The organism is Sphingobium sp. UBA5915, from assembly GCF_002431195.1.
Taxonomy (GTDB): domain Bacteria; phylum Pseudomonadota; class Alphaproteobacteria; order Sphingomonadales; family Sphingomonadaceae; genus Sphingobium; species Sphingobium soli.
In genome coordinates this window covers 43,978-61,533 of the sequence record NZ_DJDV01000075.1, presented here as the reverse complement: position 1 = coordinate 61,533, position 17,556 = coordinate 43,978, and the positions used below count along the sequence as shown (strand labels likewise).

Annotated in this window: 16 protein-coding genes and 1 tRNA gene; 9 read left to right on the top strand and 8 right to left on the bottom strand. The window is 63.5% G+C overall.

From position 1 onward, the window contains the following. Positions 1-33 precede the first annotated feature (33 nt). Positions 34-1,836: an IlvD/Edd family dehydratase gene (locus B2V90_RS12415; protein WP_037543412.1), complete on the bottom strand. Its 1,803-nt coding sequence runs from the start codon at positions 1,834-1,836 to the stop codon at positions 34-36. A gap of 197 nt (positions 1,837-2,033) precedes the next feature. Here B2V90_RS12415 and B2V90_RS12410 point away from each other — a divergent pair, with 197 nt between their 5' ends. Together B2V90_RS12410 and B2V90_RS12405 are read left to right on the top strand one after the other, a co-directional pair. Then, a complete protein-coding gene (locus B2V90_RS12410) occupies positions 2,034-3,062 on the top strand; it encodes a COX15/CtaA family protein (RefSeq protein ID WP_228220738.1) in 1,029 nt (342 codons plus the stop codon). After that, the gene (locus B2V90_RS12405) at positions 3,059-3,859 is read left to right on the top strand and encodes a hypothetical protein (RefSeq protein WP_228220739.1); all 801 of its coding nucleotides are present in this window, start codon (positions 3,059-3,061) and stop codon (positions 3,857-3,859) included. The genes B2V90_RS12410 and B2V90_RS12405 overlap by 4 nt, the downstream gene beginning before the upstream one ends. A 6-nt stretch (positions 3,860-3,865) precedes the next feature. On the opposite strand, the gene B2V90_RS12400 is transcribed toward B2V90_RS12405, so the two are convergent. Together B2V90_RS12400 and B2V90_RS12395 are read right to left on the bottom strand one after the other, a co-directional pair. Beyond that, positions 3,866-4,492 carry a hypothetical protein gene (locus B2V90_RS12400; RefSeq protein ID WP_228220740.1) on the bottom strand — a complete coding sequence of 209 codons (627 nt, stop codon included), beginning with the start codon at positions 4,490-4,492 and terminating at the stop codon, positions 3,866-3,868. Between the two features lie 66 nt (positions 4,493-4,558). Next, positions 4,559-6,007: a sigma-54-dependent transcriptional regulator gene (locus B2V90_RS12395; RefSeq protein ID WP_228220741.1), complete on the bottom strand. Its 1,449-nt coding sequence runs from the start codon at positions 6,005-6,007 to the stop codon at positions 4,559-4,561. Between the two features lie 160 nt (positions 6,008-6,167). Here B2V90_RS12395 and B2V90_RS12390 point away from each other — a divergent pair, with 160 nt between their 5' ends. The 4 genes from B2V90_RS12390 (at position 6,168) to B2V90_RS12375 (ending at position 7,996) form a co-directional block, all read left to right on the top strand. Then, on the top strand, positions 6,168-6,293 hold the full coding sequence (locus B2V90_RS12390; RefSeq protein WP_009822411.1) for an aa3-type cytochrome c oxidase subunit IV: 126 nt from the start codon (positions 6,168-6,170) through the stop codon (positions 6,291-6,293). 40 nt (positions 6,294-6,333) lie between these two features. Further along, complete coding sequence (locus B2V90_RS12385) at positions 6,334-6,612, top strand: hypothetical protein (protein ID WP_228220742.1); 279 nt, start codon at positions 6,334-6,336, stop codon at positions 6,610-6,612. Between the two features lie 110 nt (positions 6,613-6,722). Next, positions 6,723-7,232 (top strand): hypothetical protein, encoded by a 510-nt coding sequence (locus B2V90_RS12380; protein ID WP_228220743.1) that lies wholly within the window; start codon positions 6,723-6,725, stop codon positions 7,230-7,232. Positions 7,233-7,306: 74 nt separating this feature from the next. Then, positions 7,307-7,996, top strand: a complete 690-nt coding sequence (locus B2V90_RS12375) for an aspartate/glutamate racemase family protein (RefSeq protein WP_009822408.1) — start codon at positions 7,307-7,309, stop codon at positions 7,994-7,996. Between the two features lie 18 nt (positions 7,997-8,014). On the opposite strand, the gene B2V90_RS12370 is transcribed toward B2V90_RS12375, so the two are convergent. The 3 genes from B2V90_RS12370 to B2V90_RS12360 all read right to left on the bottom strand — a co-directional run bounded on the left by B2V90_RS12370 (position 8,015) and on the right by B2V90_RS12360 (position 12,047). Continuing rightward, entirely contained in the window at positions 8,015-8,311 is a 297-nt protein-coding gene (locus B2V90_RS12370; protein WP_009822407.1) for an RNA-binding S4 domain-containing protein, read from the bottom strand. Then, positions 8,304-10,988, bottom strand: coding sequence for a helicase-related protein (locus B2V90_RS12365; RefSeq protein ID WP_228220744.1), 2,685 nt, complete (start codon positions 10,986-10,988; stop codon positions 8,304-8,306). Before B2V90_RS12365 ends, B2V90_RS12370 begins: the two co-directional genes overlap by 8 nt. Positions 10,989-11,117: 129 nt before the next feature. Further along, positions 11,118-12,047 carry a DUF2171 domain-containing protein gene (locus B2V90_RS12360; protein ID WP_228220745.1) on the bottom strand — a complete coding sequence of 310 codons (930 nt, stop codon included), beginning with the start codon at positions 12,045-12,047 and terminating at the stop codon, positions 11,118-11,120. A 211-nt stretch (positions 12,048-12,258) separates the two neighbouring features. On the opposite strand from B2V90_RS12360, the gene B2V90_RS12355 reads away from it, so the two are divergent. The 3 genes from B2V90_RS12355 (at position 12,259) to B2V90_RS12345 (ending at position 13,899) form a co-directional block, all read left to right on the top strand. After that, a tRNA-Ala gene (locus tag B2V90_RS12355) sits at positions 12,259-12,334 on the top strand. Between the two features lie 65 nt (positions 12,335-12,399). Next, positions 12,400-13,170 (top strand): NUDIX domain-containing protein, encoded by a 771-nt coding sequence (locus tag B2V90_RS12350; RefSeq protein ID WP_228220746.1) that lies wholly within the window; start codon positions 12,400-12,402, stop codon positions 13,168-13,170. Positions 13,171-13,173: 3 nt separating this feature from the next. Beyond that, entirely contained in the window at positions 13,174-13,899 is a 726-nt protein-coding gene (locus B2V90_RS12345) for an extensin family protein (protein ID WP_228220747.1), read from the top strand. A gap of 7 nt (positions 13,900-13,906) precedes the next feature. Here B2V90_RS12345 and trpE read toward each other — a convergent pair whose 3' ends face one another. Together trpE and B2V90_RS12335 are read right to left on the bottom strand one after the other, a co-directional pair. Further along, entirely contained in the window at positions 13,907-15,424 is a 1,518-nt protein-coding gene (gene trpE, locus B2V90_RS12340; protein WP_228220748.1) for an anthranilate synthase component I, read from the bottom strand. Between the two features lie 2 nt (positions 15,425-15,426). Continuing rightward, positions 15,427-17,379 (bottom strand): peptidyl-prolyl cis-trans isomerase, encoded by a 1,953-nt coding sequence (locus B2V90_RS12335; protein WP_228220749.1) that lies wholly within the window; start codon positions 17,377-17,379, stop codon positions 15,427-15,429. Between the last annotated feature and the right edge of the window lie 177 nt (positions 17,380-17,556).

Here is a 17,556-nt window from a genome sequence, read left to right as displayed (position 1 = left end):
GCAGATGGAAAGCCGCCGTCCCGCTTTCAATGCTTAATGATTGTCGCGCGGCAGGCCCTTGGTCTGGGCGATCCGCTGATATTTTTCGGCGCCTTCCAATATGGCGCCGGTGTTCATCTGACCCACGACAGAACGCTGGATTTCCTGCCAGGGCGTCTGCGAGGCGGGATATTTATACCCGCCCGCCGCCACCAATTTCGCGCGGCGCGCCTCCAGTTCCTCGTCGGAAATCAGGACATTCACGGTGCCGCTCTTCAGGTCCATGCGCACGCGGTCGCCCGTTTCAAGCAATGCCAGGCCGCCCATCGCCGCGGCTTCGGGTGAGGCGTTGAGGATGGATGGGCTGCCCGACGTGCCCGACTGGCGGCCATCGCCGATACAAGGCAAGGCGCTGATCCCTTCCGTGATAAGATAGGAGGGGGGGCGCATGTTCACCACTTCGGCAGCACCCGGATAGCCGATCGGCCCTGCGCCGCGCATGAACAACAATGTTTGGGCGGTGATGCCGAGCGACGGGTCGTCGATGCGGTTATGATAATCCTCAGGGCCGTCGAACACGACCGCCGCGCCTTCAAACGCTTCGGGATCGTCGGGATTGGAAAGATAGCGCGCCCGGAATTCGTCGCTGATGACGCTGGTCTTCATGACGGCCTGGTCGAACAGATTGCCGGTCAGGACCAAGAAGCCGGCTTCTTCCTTAAGCGGCTGATGGAAAGGCCGGATGACCTTCTCATCTTCAATCTCCACCCCCCGGCAATTGTCGCCCATGGTCTTGCCGTTGACGGTCATCGCGTTTGTCCGGATCAGCCCCTGGTCGATCAGCTGGCTGATGACCGCGGGCAAACCACCGGCGCGATAATAATCCTCGCCCAGATATTCGCCCGCCGGCTGCATGTTGACCAGCAACGGCACCTTGTGCCCGACTGTCTCCCAATCCTTGAGCGGCAGGTCGACGCCCATGTGCCGCGCGATCGCGGCCAGGTGAATGGGCGCATTGGTCGATCCGCCGATCGCCGAGTTGGCGACGATCGCGTTATGGAAGGCATCCAGCGTCATGATGTCGGAGGGCTTGAGATCCTCATGCACCATGTCGACGATGCGCTTGCCGGTATGATAGGCCGCTTCCTGACGATCGCGATAGGGCGCGGGGATTGCAGCCGTGCCCGGCAGCATCATGCCCAGCGCCTCGGCCAGCGCGTTCATCGTGCTGGCCGTGCCCATGGTATTGCAAAAGCCCGTTGAGGGGGCGGAAGACGCGACCAGCTTGATGAAGCCCTCATCGTCGATCTTGCCGGCGGCAAGCAGCTGGCGGCCGTGCCAGACGATCGTGCCCGAACCGGTACGCTCGCCCTTGTGCCAGCCATTGAGCATCGGCCCGACGGACAAGGCGATTGCGGGGATGTTGACGGTAGCGGCAGCCATCAGCAGCGCCGGCGTCGTCTTGTCGCAACCGGTGGTCAGAATGACGCCATCAAGGGGGTAGCCATAGAGGGCTTCGACCAGGCCCAGATAGGTCAGGTTGCGATCCAGCCCGGCCGTAGGGCGCTTGCCCGTTTCCTGAATGGGGTGGACCGGGAATTCAATGGCGATGCCGCCCATTTCGCGGATGCCCTCACGCATGCGTTCGGCCAGCACGATATGATGGCGATTGCACGGCGACAGGTCGCTGCCGGTCTGGGCGATGCCGATGATCGGCTTGCCGCTGCGCAACTCCTCCAGGGAAAGACCATAGTTCAGGTATCGCTCGAGATAGAGCGAGGTCATGTCGATATTGTCGGGGTTGTCGAACCAGGCGCGGCTACGCAGCTTCGGGGCGGACTTGGACGAATCGCTCATGAGGGCATCCTGAAAAAAGAAGAGGCGCATTCCGCGCGCTTGGCTGCCTGATATACTCATACAAATTCAATATCAAGGTGGCGCGCCCAACACGGTGACGAATGTGGGCCAGCGGATCGCTGGGCATTGGCGCTTGGGACGATCGGTCTCTGCCACCGGTCTTGAATTGGAAAAGGGTTGGGCGCAAGGATCGCGCCATGACGATCATGGATCACCGTTCGGCGCCGCGCGCCATCGCCAGATGGCTGCTGATGGTGGCGGCGCTGGTCTTCTGCATGGTGGTGGTGGGCGGAATTACCCGCCTGACCGAATCGGGTTTGTCCATCACCCAATGGAAGCCGATCACCGGGGCAATCCCGCCTCTGACCCACAACCAATGGATGGAGGCTTTTCGCCTTTATCAGCAAATTCCCGAATATCAGGAAATCAATCGTGGCATGACCCTGTCGCAGTTCCAGTTCATTTTTTTCTGGGAATGGGTGCATCGTCTGCTCGGCCGGCTGATCGGCGTTGCCTTTGCGTTGCCGCTGCTGTGGTTCGCGTGGAAACGGATGATCCCGACAGGCTATGGCTGGCGTCTGGTCGCATTGCTGGCGCTCGGCGGACTGCAGGGCGCGATCGGCTGGTGGATGGTGAAGTCCGGCCTGTCCGTCCGCACCGATGTGAGCCACTATCGGCTGGCGGTGCATTTGCTGACGGCGCTCTTCATCATGGGCGGGCTGATCTGGACCGCGCTCGACCTGCGTGTCCTGGCGCGGCGTCCTGCGGCGCGGCCGGCGCGCCTGCGGCCTTTCGCGCTGGCGGTTCTTGTAACGCTTGGCGTGCAATTGATGTTTGGCGCTTTCACCGCCGGGCTGGACGCGGGCTATGTATCCAGCACTTGGCCGCTTATGAATGACCATCTGGTGCCTCAGGGCATTAATTGGTCAGGGTCGTTTTGGGCGACGCTGTCGTCTGATCCCTATCTTGTCCATTTCATCCATCGCTGGTGGGCCTGGATCGCCGCGGCTATGCTGATGCTGCTGGCGCGCCGCGCCAAGCTAGCGAGACAGCGCGGCGCTTCGATGGCGCTCAATGCCGCCGTCGGCACGCAGATATTGCTTGGAATTGCAACGGTGATGACGGGCATAGCCCTGCCACTCGCGGTGTTGCATCAGGCCGTCGGCGCGCTGGTCGTGGCGGCGGCGGCCTGGGCTGCGCACGCGTCGGGTCAGGCGCGCGCATGACGCCGGCGCGCGGATTTGCGACGTTGTTGCTGGCCGCAGCGGCGCAGCCGGTGGCGGCGGAGCGGATCGCGATCCCGTTCGCGCCGCCTGTCGGCCAGCAATTGGCCTATGACATTGATCAGCATCGCCCCATCGCCGGTCAGGAGAGCCGGTTCAGCGCGCATCGCACGGTGCGATTTGAACGGGTGGGGGATGGCTATCAGTTGTACGCCGTTCTCCGTTCACTCGACAGCGATGCGAGCGATGCCGCCGCCGCATCCTTCCGCGCCGCCCTGACGCCGCTCATCGGGGTCGAGATGCGCTTCCACCTGGATTCACAGGGAAAGATCATTGCCTTGGACGATGATGAAGCGGTGTGGTCCGCAGTCGAGCATGGCCTGGAGACGATGATGGCGCAGTTCGCCCCTGACACGCCCCGCCATCGCGCCGCGCAAAGCGTCAGGACATTATTCGACGGATTGGCTCGCGACGGGCGGCTTGCCCTGCTGGCTGGCGAATATCAGCCGCTGTTCCTGTTCGCAGCGAGCGAGGTCGAAGATGGCGCTCATGGCCGGGGTGTCAGGACAATGGCGGGATCGCCATTGGGCCGGCCCGTTCCAGTCGAAGGCGTCCTGACCTTGCAGGGTCGGGTGGCCGATGGCCTTTCCCTGACCGAAACATTGGCCGGGCCGGGCGTGGACGTTCAGATGGACTATAATGTGTCGCCGGTGAGCGGCCTCGTCACGCGACAGGGTCGTACACTGACGGTCGGCACCCGAACATTAACGGAGAAAAGGGTGCTGCGCCCCGCGCCCTGACGCCTGTCAGGGTTGGGCGGCGTTGGCGGCGGCCGCAGGGGTTTGCGTCTGATCGCTCGCTTCGCGCGGCGCAAAAACGCGCAAACTGTCTAGCAGTTTTTCCGCAATGCCCTGATATTGTTCGCTCAGCATTTCGGGATAGACGAAGGTCGCCGTTACGACCGCGCCGTCTGGTTGCCGCAACAGGCGAACAGCAACATTATTGCCTTCGCCATCGTTGGCCGTGCCGCGATATTCACTATCGCCGACAAAATCGCCATCGACGCCTTCGGCACTGCTGTTCAACGCTTCGACCGTCTGCTGCAGCGTCTCGTCGCCCTCGTTCTTCTGCCAGAAGACGCGCACGTCAGCGCCCGCGCCCGGATCTTCATAAACGACGCCATCGTCATTGCTCGCGCCCTTGTCCATCACCCAACCTTCGGGAAGGGTAACGGAAAAGCCGCGATCCAGGTTCACATAATTGCGGCTGTCCGCGCTTTCATCGGCCTGCTGGCTTTCGAGCGCGTTGGCGGCTGCGGCATTGGCGGCTGCTGCCAATTCCTCTTGGCTCGGCATGTCGGCGACCGGCTCGGTCCGGCCGCAGGCGGCGAGCAGGAGGATGGGCAGGCAGGCGATGAGCGGGGCATGTTTCATCCTGCGTCCAAAGCATAGCCACGCGCGGATTTCAACGCCGCAAGGAAGCAGCAGACGATGGCTGGTTCAGGCGGCGCTATCAATGCCCAGTTCGGCGAGCTTGCGATACAGGGTCGACCGGCCGATGCCCAGCCGACGCGCAACCTCCGTCATGCGCCCGCGATAATGGCCGATGGCCAGCCGTATCACGTCCGCCTCGATCTCCGCGAGCTGGCGGACATGGCCATCCAGTTCGAACAGGGTGATGCCGGCCCCGTCGCGATGCGGCTGGCTGATCGAACGCACCTGCGGCGTCATCCGGTCGATCATGCCGCCGGCGCGAATCTGTGCCGCAATCTGCGGGAAATCCTGGGGCGTCAGGGCGTCGCCATCGCACAAGACCGCTGCGCGGAAGAGGGCGTTTTGCAGCTGGCGCACATTGCCGGGCCAGGGATGCTGCATCAGCAGAGACAGCGCATCATCCGTCAGCCCCAGACTGCGAAGACCCGGCTGTCCGGCGATCCGTGCCAGCAAGTGGCGGCAAAGCGCTGGTATGTCGCCCATCCGTTCGCGCAACGGCGGCACCGTCAACTGGACGACGTTGAGCCGATAATAAAGGTCTTCGCGGAATCGCCCCGCTTCGATTTCTTCGCTCAGCCGCTTGTTGGTCGCTGCGATTACGCGCACATCGACGTGAACGGGCCGGCGAGCGCCGATCGGCTGCACCTCGCCATCCTGCAGCACCCGCAGCAGCTTGACCTGCGCGTCGAGCGGCATTTCACTGACTTCATCCAGGAATATCGTACCCATGTCAGCGGCCACGAACTTGCCGACATGGCGGTCAAACGCCCCGGTAAATGCGCCGCGTTCATGTCCAAACAGTTCTGATTCGACCAGATTGGCGGGAATGGCACCGCAATTGACCGTCACCATCGCCTGTTTGTGGCGCGGGGACGCAGCATGCACTGCGCGGGCGATAACGTCCTTGCCGACCCCGCTTTCGCCTTCGATAAGAACGGGAACCCGCGCTCGCGCGGCCTTGGCCGCGATCGCCAGCGCGGCGCGGAATTGCGGTGCGGAACCGACCACATCCTCGAACGACAGGGGGGCGGTGATCTTTTCGGTCAGCGGCCGCAATTCGCCTGCGGCCGCGCCGTCGGCCAGCGTAGCGTTGAGCGCGGCCAGCAAGCGTTCGGGCGCAATCGGCTTTGACAGATAGTCGCTCGCGCCCGCCCGCATGGCCTCCACCGCTACAGCCACATTGTTGTGCGCCGTAAGGACGAGGATTGGCAGGGCCGGGCGCTCTGCGCGCAAATCGCGAATCAGTCCCGACGGCTCATAGTCCGGGCTCCACTGATCCAGGATGACAGCGTCCAGCAGCATGCCGTCCTGCGTGCCCAGCATCGCCAGCGCCGTTTCGGCATCGGCCGCGAAGATCGTGCGCCATCCCGCGCGTGAAGCGAGCGCGGATACCAGGCGGCGCTGGGCCGGCTCGTCATCGATCAGCATCATTATGGGTACGCCGTCGCGTGCCATTCCAACCCCTTGTCATGATCCGCATTTCTTGATCAGGCGTTGGACCCTAGCGGCCTGCGGTAAAGGCTCACTTAACCGCGCCGATTTTCTGTCTGGAAGGTTGAGGGCTGCGCGGGGACGGGATAAGGACGGGACCACTATATCAGGAAGGGGACATGGCATGGCGTCGAACGGCAATATGAAAAGCGCGAACCAGACCTATCACAGCTTTGTCGGGCTGATGAAATGGGGCACGATCGCCAGCGTGGCCGTCGCAGCCGTCGTGGTGTTGCTGATCGCGACGTGATTCCTGCCGGCCGTCTTTTCGGCGAGGACGAGCCGACATCATGGCCCATATGACGGCGCTGGCCGCGCTGTTACCGCCCTTGACTCTTGTTACCGTGCTGGTGACGCGCGCTGCGGCGCGTCGTCATTCGCGCCCGGTCATCGGGATGGTTTGCGCTTTGGCTGCGTTCCCGGTCCTGGGCGCGCTGATCGTCGCTGCGGAAGTTGGCGGTGCCAGCGCCCGCTTGCTTGGCCTGCTGGCGATTTTGCTGGGCGGCATCGCGCTGATTGCCGGTTTCGGGCTGATGGAGCGATTCGCCAGAACCGGGGATGCGCGTTGACGGCGGTATCGTGGGTTGCCGCGCTCGCCTGGGTTGGTTCCGCGCTGCTGATGTTGTGCGGGTTGCATAAGGCGGACTCGCCATATGCGGCGCGACTTGGGGCGGCGGGCATGGCCTTGGCGATCGGCGGCGCGCTCTACACCCATGATGTGGTCAACCTGCCGGAAATGGTCAGCCTGGCCGCGCTGGGGTCGGCATTGGGCTATCTTGTCGTCCGCTCGTCGACCATTCGGTCGGTGTTCCCGATCCTCGCCGTCTTGCAGCTTCCAATTGGCCTGAGCCTGCTGCTGACGGCGCTCGCGATTGATCGCAATCGCATTGCCTTCGACATTCTTCAGCCTGATGACGCCACGCTGACGCCGGCCAATTGGTGGCTGCTCGCCGGTGCGGAACTGATCGGAGCCCTGATGGCGATAGCGGCTCTGCCGCTATGCAAGGCTTTGGCTGCGGGGGCGGTAGGGGCTGAGCGATGGCTTGCCGCGCTCGGGGGGCTTGCCGGCTGGGGTGGTCTGGCGATCGCACTGCTGCTGGACGAGCCGGCTATGGCGGTTATCGCCACGATCGTTGGCGCCAGCGGGCTGACTCTGAGTTCACTGCCCCAACACGCCAAGGCCGATTAAGCCTTTGACCCTTGGAGGCGGCTTCCCCTAACCCTGTACCCGTCACATGCGAATTGGGGGTTAAAGCGAATATCATGCGCAAGCTCGGCCTGATCGGCGGTCTCAGCTGGACATCGACCGCTCGCTATTACGAGATCATCAACAAGACGGTTCAGCGCAGACTGGGTGGCCAGCACAGTGCGCAACTCTTGATCGAAAGCCTTGATTTCGCGGCGGTGGCCAGTTGCGTGAGCGATGACGACTGGGATTGCGCGGCAACGCAGCTTATGGAAGCGGCCCGCCGTCTGGAACGGGCGGGGGCAGGCGCATTGCTGATTTGCGCCAATTCCATGCACAGGGTGTATGATCAGGTGCAGGGCGCGGTCGCCATTCCGATCCTTCACATTGCCGACGAAGTCGGAAAAGCGATGCAGGCCGACGGGGTCGAGAAAGCCGCCCTGATCGGCACGCGCCGGGTCATGACCGAAAAATTCTATCGCCAGCGGTTGGTGGCGCACGGCGTGTCGCTTCTGCCGCCGGACATGGAACTGGCGGAACAGGTAGATCGCATCTTTTACGATGAACTGACGCTCGGCAAGGTCAACCGGGAATCGCAACGCTTCATGAAGTCTTCGTTGACCGACATCGCCAAGCAGGACGTTCAGGCCGCCGTGCTGGCCTGCACCGAATTGGAGATGATCGTCGATGTGAGGGCGAATGTCCTGCCGATCTACGACTGCACCAGCATCCACGCCCTGGCTGGCGTTGATTTCATCCTTGGATAGCGCGCCTGCGCTGACGCCCTAGCTCCCTATGGTCAGTTCCTCATAACAGGATTGCGCTTCGGGGGCAGGGCCGCGCCGGACAGGCAGGGCGAGTACGCGAACGACGCGCACGCTCTCTATGTGCGGGAAGGTGATCAGGTCGCCAGCCCGCACCGGGGCATGCGCGCGGTCGATCCGCCTGCCGTTAAGGCGGATATGCCCCTCTTCGGCCAGCTTCTGCGCAATCGACCGGCTTTTCGAAAGACGCGCGAACCAGAGATATTTGTCGATACGCAAGCTTGGGCCATGACCGGCGCCTGCGACCGCGTCAGCCATTGCGACCCAGCAAGTCCGCAAGGCCCGCAAAGGCGTTATTGACCGGTGCGGGACTGGCGCTTCCGCCAGTGTTGGATGAGCGCTGGCCATCGTTGCGTTGCGCTTTGCCGCTACCCGGCTTTCCTCCACGACCGCGTTGGGCTTGTGGCCTGTCGCTCCGCGCCTTCTGTCGGCCCTTGAAGGCCCAGTTCGCGGCTGCGACGGGGGCCGGTGCCTCCGCCCCGTCCTCGACGGGCGGTGGAGGAGGCGCATCCACAGGCCGGAAGCCGGCCGCGCGCATCAATTGTAGAAAGGCATCTTCGCTAAGGCCCAGAGACACGATCTGGGGGCTGAGCGCCGTGAAGGCCTCATTCTTGGCGATGGTCTCATGCGCCGTCCGCGCCATGCGCTCGGCCATGTCGATCCGCAGCATCTGATCGCCAAAGCCACGAAAGCCCGCTATGCGCGCGCCCATTTGCGCGGGGCGTTCGCCAGCGGGGATCAGCGTCAGTCCGGGACCCGGCAGAGGCAGGCAGGGCTTGGCGATTCGTGCCGCCAGCAGCGCCGACCGCCAACGCGCCGCGCCCGGCTTCAGCAAGCCGGGATGATAGATGTCGAGTACGCCGATATCGATGCCGGCCTTGCGCAACAGGTGCCGTTGCTCCTTGTCCAGGTGGCCCAGCGCCGAATCGAGATCGGTCCGCGCCAAAACCCCGCCTGCGTCTCCCAACTGGGCGAACACCGCCCGCACCACGGCGGGTACCTGCGGGTCGGCGGCGCTTTCGTTCATTTTCACCAGTGGTAGAAGATGCTTCTGTTTTTGCCCGTCGAACCATGCGGACAGGCGCGCGATGACCTGCTTCTGTACGTCCTGGCCCAGGGCAAGCAGCGCGCGATCCAGCCGGATTTCCGGCGTCAACAATGTGGTGCCAGCCATCAGGACCGCTACCGGCGTTTCGCTCCAGGCGATGCCGGGGGCCTGCCCCGCGTCGTCCAGCAGGGCAAAATCCGCATCCGTCGCAGCGATCAGTTCGTCAGCCTTCACTCGCAATACCTTTCCCAGGCGCCGCTCGGCGGCCGCCAACAGCATCTTTCGGTCCTGATGCCGCGTAGCGGGATCGACCGAGAATCGGAAGCCGTCAAGTCGTCCGATCATTTCCCCATCGACGCAGACGCTGCCGTCGACTTCCACCGTGACGGGCAGATTGCTCGCATTCTGGCCGATGTCGCGCAACAGGACGGACGTGCGGCGATCGACGAAACGCTGTGTCAGTGCCGTATGCAGGGCATCGGACAGCTTTTCCTCCAGGGCGCGCGTGCGTTCCGCCATTTCGCCCGGGTGGGTCAGCCAGTCGGCGCGATGCGCGATATAGGACCAGGTCCGTGCGGCCGCGATCCGGCCGGACAATATGTCGATGTCCCCCTGCACCGAATCGAGCCGCGCAACCTGTTGCGCAAACCAGTCGCGCGGGATGTGGCCGCTGCCTTCCGACAGGAAACGCCATATCCGCGACACCAGCCGGGCGTGATGGTCCGCCCCCAGCTTCTGAAAATCAGGCAGGCCACATGCCGCCCATAGCCGTTCAACCTGGCGCTTGCCCCGGACGCGTTCGATCACGATCGGATCATCTGCCAGCCGTCGGAGCACCGCCAGGTCCACCGCCTCGGGGGCTGCGCGCAGTTCCGGTCGTTCCGGCTTCTGCTCCAGATCGCTCAGCAGATGGTCGAGGCGATCCGTACGCGGCGTTCCGTTGCGCCAGAATAGATGATCGACCGGCGGGAAACGATGCGCCTCGATCGCGTCTATTTCCTCCGGGGTGAAGGCCGCATCGCCGTCTTCATGGCCCAAGCTGCCGAACGTGCCGTCCTTGTGGTGGCGGCCTGCACGCCCGGCAATCTGCGCCATTTCGCTGACGGTCAGGCGTCGGCTTCGCCGTCCGTCGAATTTGCGCAGAGAGGCAAAGGCCACATGCGCCACATCCAGGTTAAGCCCCATGCCGATCGCGTCGGTCGCGACCAGATAATCGACGTCGCCGTTCAGGAACATCTGGACTTGCGCGTTCCGGGTGCGGGGCGACAATGCGCCCATGACGACGGCCGCGCCGCCCCGGAACCGACGAAGCATTTCGGCAACGGCGTAGACTTCTTCCGCTGAAAAAGCGACGATCGCCGACCGGCGGGGCAGGCGCGACAGTTTCTTCGCGCCGGCATAGCTCAACGTCGAAAAGCGCGGGCGGCTGATGATGTCCACGTCCGGGATCAGGGCTTTGACGATCCGGCTGATGCTGGCTGATCCAAGGATCATCGTTTCTTCTCTGCCGCGCGCGCGCAGCAGCCTGTCGGTGAAAATATGTCCGCGTTCAGGGTCAGCGCCCAATTGGGCCTCGTCCAGCGCGACGAAGGCGAAATCCTCTTTCGCGCCGGCTTCCCGGCTGCCGGAGATCGGCATGGATTCGGCGGTGCAAAGAAAATAGCGCGCGCCTGGCGGAATGATCTTTTCCTCGCCAGTGACCAGCGCGACCAGCTTTTCGCCCTTGATGGCCACCACCCGATCATAAACTTCGCGCGCCAGCAAACGCAGGGGAAAACCCATCATGCCGCTGGAATGGCCGCACATCCGCTCTACAGCCAGATGGGTCTTGCCTGTGTTGGTTGGCCCCAGGACGGCAGTGACGGGCGCTCGGGCGAAGGAAACCATGATGGTGCCTATGTCGGGCATCGTGGCATTGGGGGCAAGGGTTAAGCCTCTCTGGCTCCAATGTCAGAGATGATCCGACTAAAAAAAGGCCCGGTGATTACACCGGGCCTTCTTCAAACGGATCGTGGCTTAACGATAGCGATTGCCATGGCTGCTATTACTGCTGGCAAAGCCTTCACTGCTCCAGCCGCCGTCGCGACCTTCCGGTCGGTCATTGAACATCGCGCTTTGCTCGCGTTCCGTGCGCCATGCGTCCTGCGCCTGTTCAGCGGTTTTTTCCAGCGTCACGCGGGTCGCGTCGACGGACTTGATCCAGTTAGACGGAATGGAATGATGCACGCCACCGGCGTCTTCATCATTCTTGGTCAGAATGATGCGATCTCCTCGGCATTTGTCGACAGTGCCGACATGCTCGCCGTCGCTGCCGACGACTTCCATATGCTCCTTGACCTGGGTGACCGCCTGACGCTGCTCGCCCCTGCGTGCCCGCCACGTGCCGAACTCGCTGTTGAAGCGATCGCGATTCTCCCGCTGATATTCGGCATAATCGCGGTCAAGCTCGTCGATCCGCTGCTGACGCCAGGCATGATAGTTGCTGTCATGATGGGCGTTCTGGTCGCGTTGCGGCCCGAAGGCGCGCGTGCGGTAACCATGATCTTCGCTGCCAAAGCCACTGCGTTCGTTGGTGTAGGGTGCATAGCCACGGCCCGGCAAATAGTCGCTCCGGCCGGCTGACGCATAGCCGATGCGGCTCGACTGGTCGCGCGGATCGCCATAGGGGCGATTATAATATTCGTCATATTCACGCCGGCGCTCTGCCTCTTCATCGCCGAACCAGCTGCGCACCTCGTCACCCGCCCGGTCGAAAAATCCCCGCTCCTCTGGGTCATAATCGTCGGGGTGACGGCGCATGTCCGATCCGCCAAATTGGCCGCGCGTGCCATAACGATAGCTGTTGTCGTCACGGCGATAGTCCCGCTGTCCACGATAGCGCTCGCCGCGGTCCCAGTTCGAGGAATAACGATCATCACCGTAGCGGCCTCCGCCTTGGTAACCCATGGTCCATCTCCTTTTGCGTGTCAGGCGACGCGTGGGGCGCCGTCGATCCTATCAATGAGTGGACCACGCCCATGTTCCGGGCGTTACGGACGGGTAATGTCCCGCGACAGGTGCGTTCCGGCGCAGGGCAGGCCGGCTGGGCCGGTCTGTCGTTTTGAACAAAATACCGTTGCACGGCTCAAATCGCTCGCTTATAGGCAGCGCTCCTTCAGGGGCCTTAGCTCAGCTGGGAGAGCGCGTCGTTCGCAATGACGAGGTCAGGGGTTCGATCCCCCTAGGCTCCACCAACCCTTTAATCGGGTTGTTTTGGAAGGACTTTACTAGCGCTGGGCGATAAGCCTAGAGCATCCGCATGACAGACTATGATGGCCTGACCCGGCCGGCGGCGACCGTCGTGATCGTGCGTGATCGGCCAGGCGCGGCGGCCGAACTGCTTATGATGGAGCGTGCGTCCACCATGTCCTTTGCGGCGGGTGCGCTTGTCTTTCCGGGCGGGGCCGTCGATGAAGCGGATCGCATGCTCGCCTCGCGGTACGATACCGGCCTGCCACTGGATGAAGCGGCCGCGCGTATCGCCGCCATTCGCGAGACGATAGAGGAAGCGGGTCTCGCCATCGCGATAACGGGCGAGATGAATCAGGCCATGATCCTGCGCCTGCGTGATGGGTTGCATGATGGCGCGATGCTGGGCGATCTATTGGAACGCCATAATCTGACCCTCGATATCCAGGCGCTCACGCCTTTCGCCCGCTGGCATCCAGCGCCTTTCGATCATGCGACAAGGGTGTTCGACACACGTTTCTACCTGGCGCGCGCGCCCGAGGGGCAGGTCGCGACCGTGGACAGCAGCGAAAATGTCCGCCTGTTCTGGAGCAGCGCCACAGATACGCTCGCGCAGTGCGATGGCGGAAACGGGCGCGTCATCTACCCGACCCGCCGAAATCTCGAACGGCTCGCGCGCCATCATCGCCACGCGGACCTTGTGGCTGACGCGGCATCCTTTCCTATTGAGAAGATTCAACCCTGGCGCGAGGATCGGGACGGCGTGCCGCACCTGTGCATCCCGGACCATCTGGGCTATCCGGTGACGGCGGAACCAATGGCTGCGGTCCAGCGTGCTTAGCGCATGCGAAAACTTCACCTGACGCTGCGCTCCCTTCTTGTCGTCGGCGGGCTGCTTGCCTTGTTGCTGCTGGCCTATGCCTGGCTGCGGCAGCGACCGCAGGATCTGCCCTGGACGGACCTTGATCTTGCGCAGCCTATCGGCCTGTTCACTGGAAGGAAGCTGGCGGCGCTGACCGCCGACACCGGCGCCTGCAAGGCTCTGCTGGATCGGGCGGGTGTCGATTATGTCGCCCTGAAGCCGGGCGGCGCGGATCAGTGCGCCTATGCCGATGCGGTGCGGCTTCGCCCGGATGAGGACGCAATCCTGTTGGCCCCGGCCGCCGTTGCGCCATCCTGCCCGGTGGTCGCGGCCTTGAAGCTGTGGGAATGGCAGGTGGTGCAGCCTGCCGCGCAGCGTATCTATGGCCAGCCTGTCCGGTCGATCCGGCACTTTGGCAGCTATAGCTGCCGCCGGCTGTACGGGCGCAGCCAGGGGGATTTCAGCGAACATGCAACCGCCGACGCGATTGATATTGCGGCTTTTCAATTGAAGGATGGCCGCCAGATCAGCGTGCTGGGCGACTGGAAAGGCGAGGGGAAAGATGCGTTCTTCCTGCGCGAAGTGCGGGACGGCGCCTGCGATCTTTTTTCGACCGTCCTGTCACCCGACTATAATGCCGCGCACAAGGATCATTTTCATCTGGATCAAGCGGAAAGGGGCGCGATGGGCGGGCGCGCCTGCCGATGACAATTGATCATTGGCCGAAGGTCGGCTGACGCGCCAGCGCGACCGCTTCGCGCGCGGCCGCCAGCAGCGCCCCGCTTTTCGCTTCACATTCGCGCTGCTCATATTCAGCGTTGGAATCGGCGACGATGCCAGCGCCCGCCTGCACATGCATGACGCCATCCTTCAGCACGGCCGTGCGCAGCACGATACAGCTGTCCATATTGCCGTCCGGCCCGAAATAACCAACCCCGCCGGCATAGGCGCCGCGCGTTTCGGGTTCCAGCTGCGCGATGATTTCGCACGCGCGCACCTTGGGCGCGCCCGATACGGTGCCTGCCGGGAATCCGGCGAACAGCGCGTCGATCGCATCCCTGTCGTCCGCCAGCCGGCCCACGACGTTAGAGACGATGTGCATGACATGGCTGTAAAATTCGACGTTGTAGCTTTCGGTCACCGTCACTGTCCCGGCGGCGGCCACGCGACCGACATCGTTGCGCCCCAGGTCCAGCAGCATCAGATGCTCGGCCCGCTCCTTCGGGTCTGCGAGCAGGCTTTCTCGATTGGCGGCATCCTCGACCGCGCTTTTGCCGCGCGGGCGCGTCCCGGCAATCGGCCGGATCGTCACTTCACCGTCGCGAGCGCGCACCAATATTTCGGGGCTGGACCCGATCAGTGCAAATCCGGGGAGGTCGAGATAATAGAGGAAAGGCGACGGATTGATCCGCCGCAACGCGCGATACAGGGCGATCGGAGGCAGTGTGAACGGACTTGTGAAGCGCTGCGCCAGGACCACCTGAAAGATGTCGCCGGCCACGATATAGTCCTTCGCGGTCTCCACCATGTGCGCATAGCGTCCCGGCTCCAGCACCGGGGTTACAGCGATGTCCGCGATCTCGTCCGTGGCTGGCATTGCGGGGATCGGGCCCGCCAACCGCGCGGCCGTCGCGTCAATCCGCTCCAACGCGTCGGACATGGCGCGATCGATATCGGTGAAGCTGCCCTTCCAAACCGGCGCGACGATATAAAGGGCGTCAGCCAGCCGGTCGAAGACCAGGATTACCGTTGGCCGCACGAACAGCATGTCAGGCACGCCGATCGGGTTCGGGGCCGGGCGGGGCAGTTTTTCGACCAGACCCACCGTCTCATAGCCGAAATACCCAACCAGACAGGCAAGCGCCGGGGGCAAGGCCGGGTCCATCTCCGCCCGGCATTCCGCCACCAACGCTCGTAACGCGTCGAGCGCGCCGACGCTTTCAACTTGGAAGGCGTTGCGGTCCGTTGCCCAATGCCGGTTGATTTCTGCCTTCTGGCCATTGGCCCGGAAGACGAGGTCGGGGGCAAGTCCGATCAGGCTGTGCCGCCCACGCACCGCGCCGCCTTCGACCGATTCCAGTAGATAATCGCCGCGATCGGGTTCGAACAATTTGAGCGCGGCGGAAATTGGCGTGTCGGTATCTGCAATCTGACGCCGCCAGATCAGCGCTGATTCGCCGCGCGACAGGGCCGCGCGTGCAGCGGCGATACCGTCATTCCCGCCATCCGCCATGCTTACTGGCCGCCGCTATTGTTCGCAGCCAGCGCAGCGCGCACCTGCTCCACCGCCTTGGGGTTGCGCGTCACGCCCAGTTCCTTCTCGACCGCACGTTCGAATTGCTCGCCATATTCCTGGCCGATCACCTCACCCATCTGGTCGCGCACCTGTGCCAGCAATTGGGGATTGCTCTTGGCATCGCCGCGCTCGATCTTGGTCAGTTGGACGACGAAATAACCGCGGCCTTCGCTGATCGGCAGTGTCTTGACGCTGTTTTCGGCCATGGCGAACAGGATCGACACTTCGGCCGGCGGGCGCTGTTCGGCCCGCATGATGTCGGCTCGGCGGCCGCCCAGCGTCTGTGGCGCGGGCAGCTTGACGCCCGCCTGGCTGATCGCGTCCGCCAGTTTCGTGCCCTTCGCCACCTTGGCGCGAATCTGCTCGGCCAGAGCTTTGGCCTTCTGGTTGCCGGCATTCAGCTTATATTGCGCCTGCACCAGCGACTTGACCTCGGCCAGCGGAGGCGGGGCTGCGGCGATGATCTGCCCAGGCGCAATCAACGCATAGCGCTTGTCCGGCGTAATCGGCACCAGCTGTGCGTCATCATCCGCGCTCATGGCGAACGCCGGGGCCAGCAGCGGCTGAACGTCCGCAGGGGCGACATAGGCCATGTCCTTGACCTGCTTGCCAGTCGCCAGCAGCGGCGGCGTGGTCTCAAGCTTCAGGCCATTATCCTTTGCCACTTCGTCAAACGTCCCGCCATCGGCGATCTGGTCCTCCAGCTTGGCGGTAAAGTCGCCGAGCAGCTGCTTTTCCTTTTGCACGCGCAGTGTCTTGACGATCTCGTCGCGCACAGCGGCCAGCGGCCGGGCGGGCTTGTCCTGCACCGCGGTGACGCGCAGCAACAGCCAGCCGAGCGGCCCGCGCACCGGCCCGATCAGTTCGCCTTGCCTGGCGGCGAAGACCGCGTCCGCCACCGCCTTGCTCGTCGCGCTGGTCAGCTGGCCGCGGCTTTGCGCGTCCAGCGTGGAGACTGACAGGCCGGCGCCTTGCGCGGCCTGAGGCAAGGACTTGCCGGCCTTCACTTGCGCTGCGATCGCCTTGGCGCCCGCTTCGGTCGGCAGCACAAGCTGTTCGACGCTGCGGTTTTCGCTGGCGGCGTAGTTCGCCTTGTTCTGGTTGTAATAAGCGCTTATTTCCGCATCGCTGGGCATCGACGCCTGCGCGAAGCGCTCAGCGTCAACGACAGCGTAGCGGATGCGACGCTGTTCGGGGATGGTGAAGCGATCGCTGTTCTTCTTGTAGAAGTCAGCGAGCTGGGCGTCGGTCGGGTCCTTGTCGTCCAGGAAAGCGACCGCCGGGATGGCGGCGACCTGGCCCTGGCGCGCCTCCAGCAGCAGCGAGGCATAGGGCAGGACCAGATTTTCCGATGGACGTGCGCCAATACCGATAGGCGCCAGCAACTGGCGTTGCAGGATTTCGCGGCTGATATCGTCGCGCAATGCCTGTTCGCTCAGCCGTTCGCGCGCCAGAAGGGCACGGAAATTGTCATTGCTGAAATTGCCCGCCGCATCCTGAAAGGCCGGGATCTGCGCGATCTGCGCATCGACCAGCCGTTTGGAGATATGGATGCCCTGATCGTCGGCATAGGCCCGCAGCGTCAGCGACTGTACCAGTTGATCGAACACCTGCGCGCCGCCGCCCTGTGCGAAAAATTCGCCGATCTGAAGTTCGGGGCTTGAGCGGCGCGCATTTTCGAACACGCGCTGCACCCGGTCCTGCAATTCGGCGACGGTCAGCTTGTATCCCTTCGCCTTGGCCGCCGTGCCGCCGCCCGACAGGCTTGCACCGCCAAATTGACCGCTGGTCACGTCGCCCAGGATGAAGGCGGCGGCGATGACGCCCAGGAACAGGATCGCGAAAATCGCGCCGAACTTGGAATGGATGATGCGGCGAAAGACAGAAAGCATGAAAATGTCCGAACTACAGGCGGTATGGCGGCCCGCTTTAAGGGCGGAACGGCGCGGCGGCAAGGCTTGGACTGGACAAATGCGCGATGCCCGTCCATCGCATTTGCCTGGCACCCACGCGCGTCTTGGAGGCGCCGCTTACCGGAGCGGCGATGACGTGCGCGGGCGCTACGTGCA

Coding starts and splice junctions, on each gene's coding strand:
- B2V90_RS12375 (WP_009822408.1), top strand. CDS start 7,307: ATGCGCAAGCTCGGCCTGATCGGCGGTCTCAGCTGGACATCGACCGCT.
- B2V90_RS12370 (WP_009822407.1), bottom strand. CDS start 8,311: ATGGCTGACGCGGTCGCAGGCGCCGGTCATGGCCCAAGCTTGCGTATC.
- trpE (WP_228220748.1), bottom strand. CDS start 15,424: ATGGCGGATGGCGGGAATGACGGTATCGCCGCTGCACGCGCGGCCCTG.
- B2V90_RS12380 (WP_228220743.1), top strand. CDS start 6,723: ATGGCCTTGGCGATCGGCGGCGCGCTCTACACCCATGATGTGGTCAAC.
- B2V90_RS12410 (WP_228220738.1), top strand. CDS start 2,034: ATGACGATCATGGATCACCGTTCGGCGCCGCGCGCCATCGCCAGATGG.
- B2V90_RS12395 (WP_228220741.1), bottom strand. CDS start 6,007: ATGGCACGCGACGGCGTACCCATAATGATGCTGATCGATGACGAGCCG.
- B2V90_RS12385 (WP_228220742.1), top strand. CDS start 6,334: ATGGCCCATATGACGGCGCTGGCCGCGCTGTTACCGCCCTTGACTCTT.
- B2V90_RS12405 (WP_228220739.1), top strand. CDS start 3,059: ATGACGCCGGCGCGCGGATTTGCGACGTTGTTGCTGGCCGCAGCGGCG.
- B2V90_RS12360 (WP_228220745.1), bottom strand. CDS start 12,047: ATGGGTTACCAAGGCGGAGGCCGCTACGGTGATGATCGTTATTCCTCG.
- B2V90_RS12390 (WP_009822411.1), top strand. CDS start 6,168: ATGGCGTCGAACGGCAATATGAAAAGCGCGAACCAGACCTATCACAGC.
- B2V90_RS12350 (WP_228220746.1), top strand. CDS start 12,400: ATGACAGACTATGATGGCCTGACCCGGCCGGCGGCGACCGTCGTGATC.
- B2V90_RS12345 (WP_228220747.1), top strand. CDS start 13,174: ATGCGAAAACTTCACCTGACGCTGCGCTCCCTTCTTGTCGTCGGCGGG.
- B2V90_RS12365 (WP_228220744.1), bottom strand. CDS start 10,988: ATGGTTTCCTTCGCCCGAGCGCCCGTCACTGCCGTCCTGGGGCCAACC.
- B2V90_RS12335 (WP_228220749.1), bottom strand. CDS start 17,379: ATGCTTTCTGTCTTTCGCCGCATCATCCATTCCAAGTTCGGCGCGATT.
- B2V90_RS12400 (WP_228220740.1), bottom strand. CDS start 4,492: ATGAAACATGCCCCGCTCATCGCCTGCCTGCCCATCCTCCTGCTCGCC.
- B2V90_RS12415 (WP_037543412.1), bottom strand. CDS start 1,836: ATGAGCGATTCGTCCAAGTCCGCCCCGAAGCTGCGTAGCCGCGCCTGG.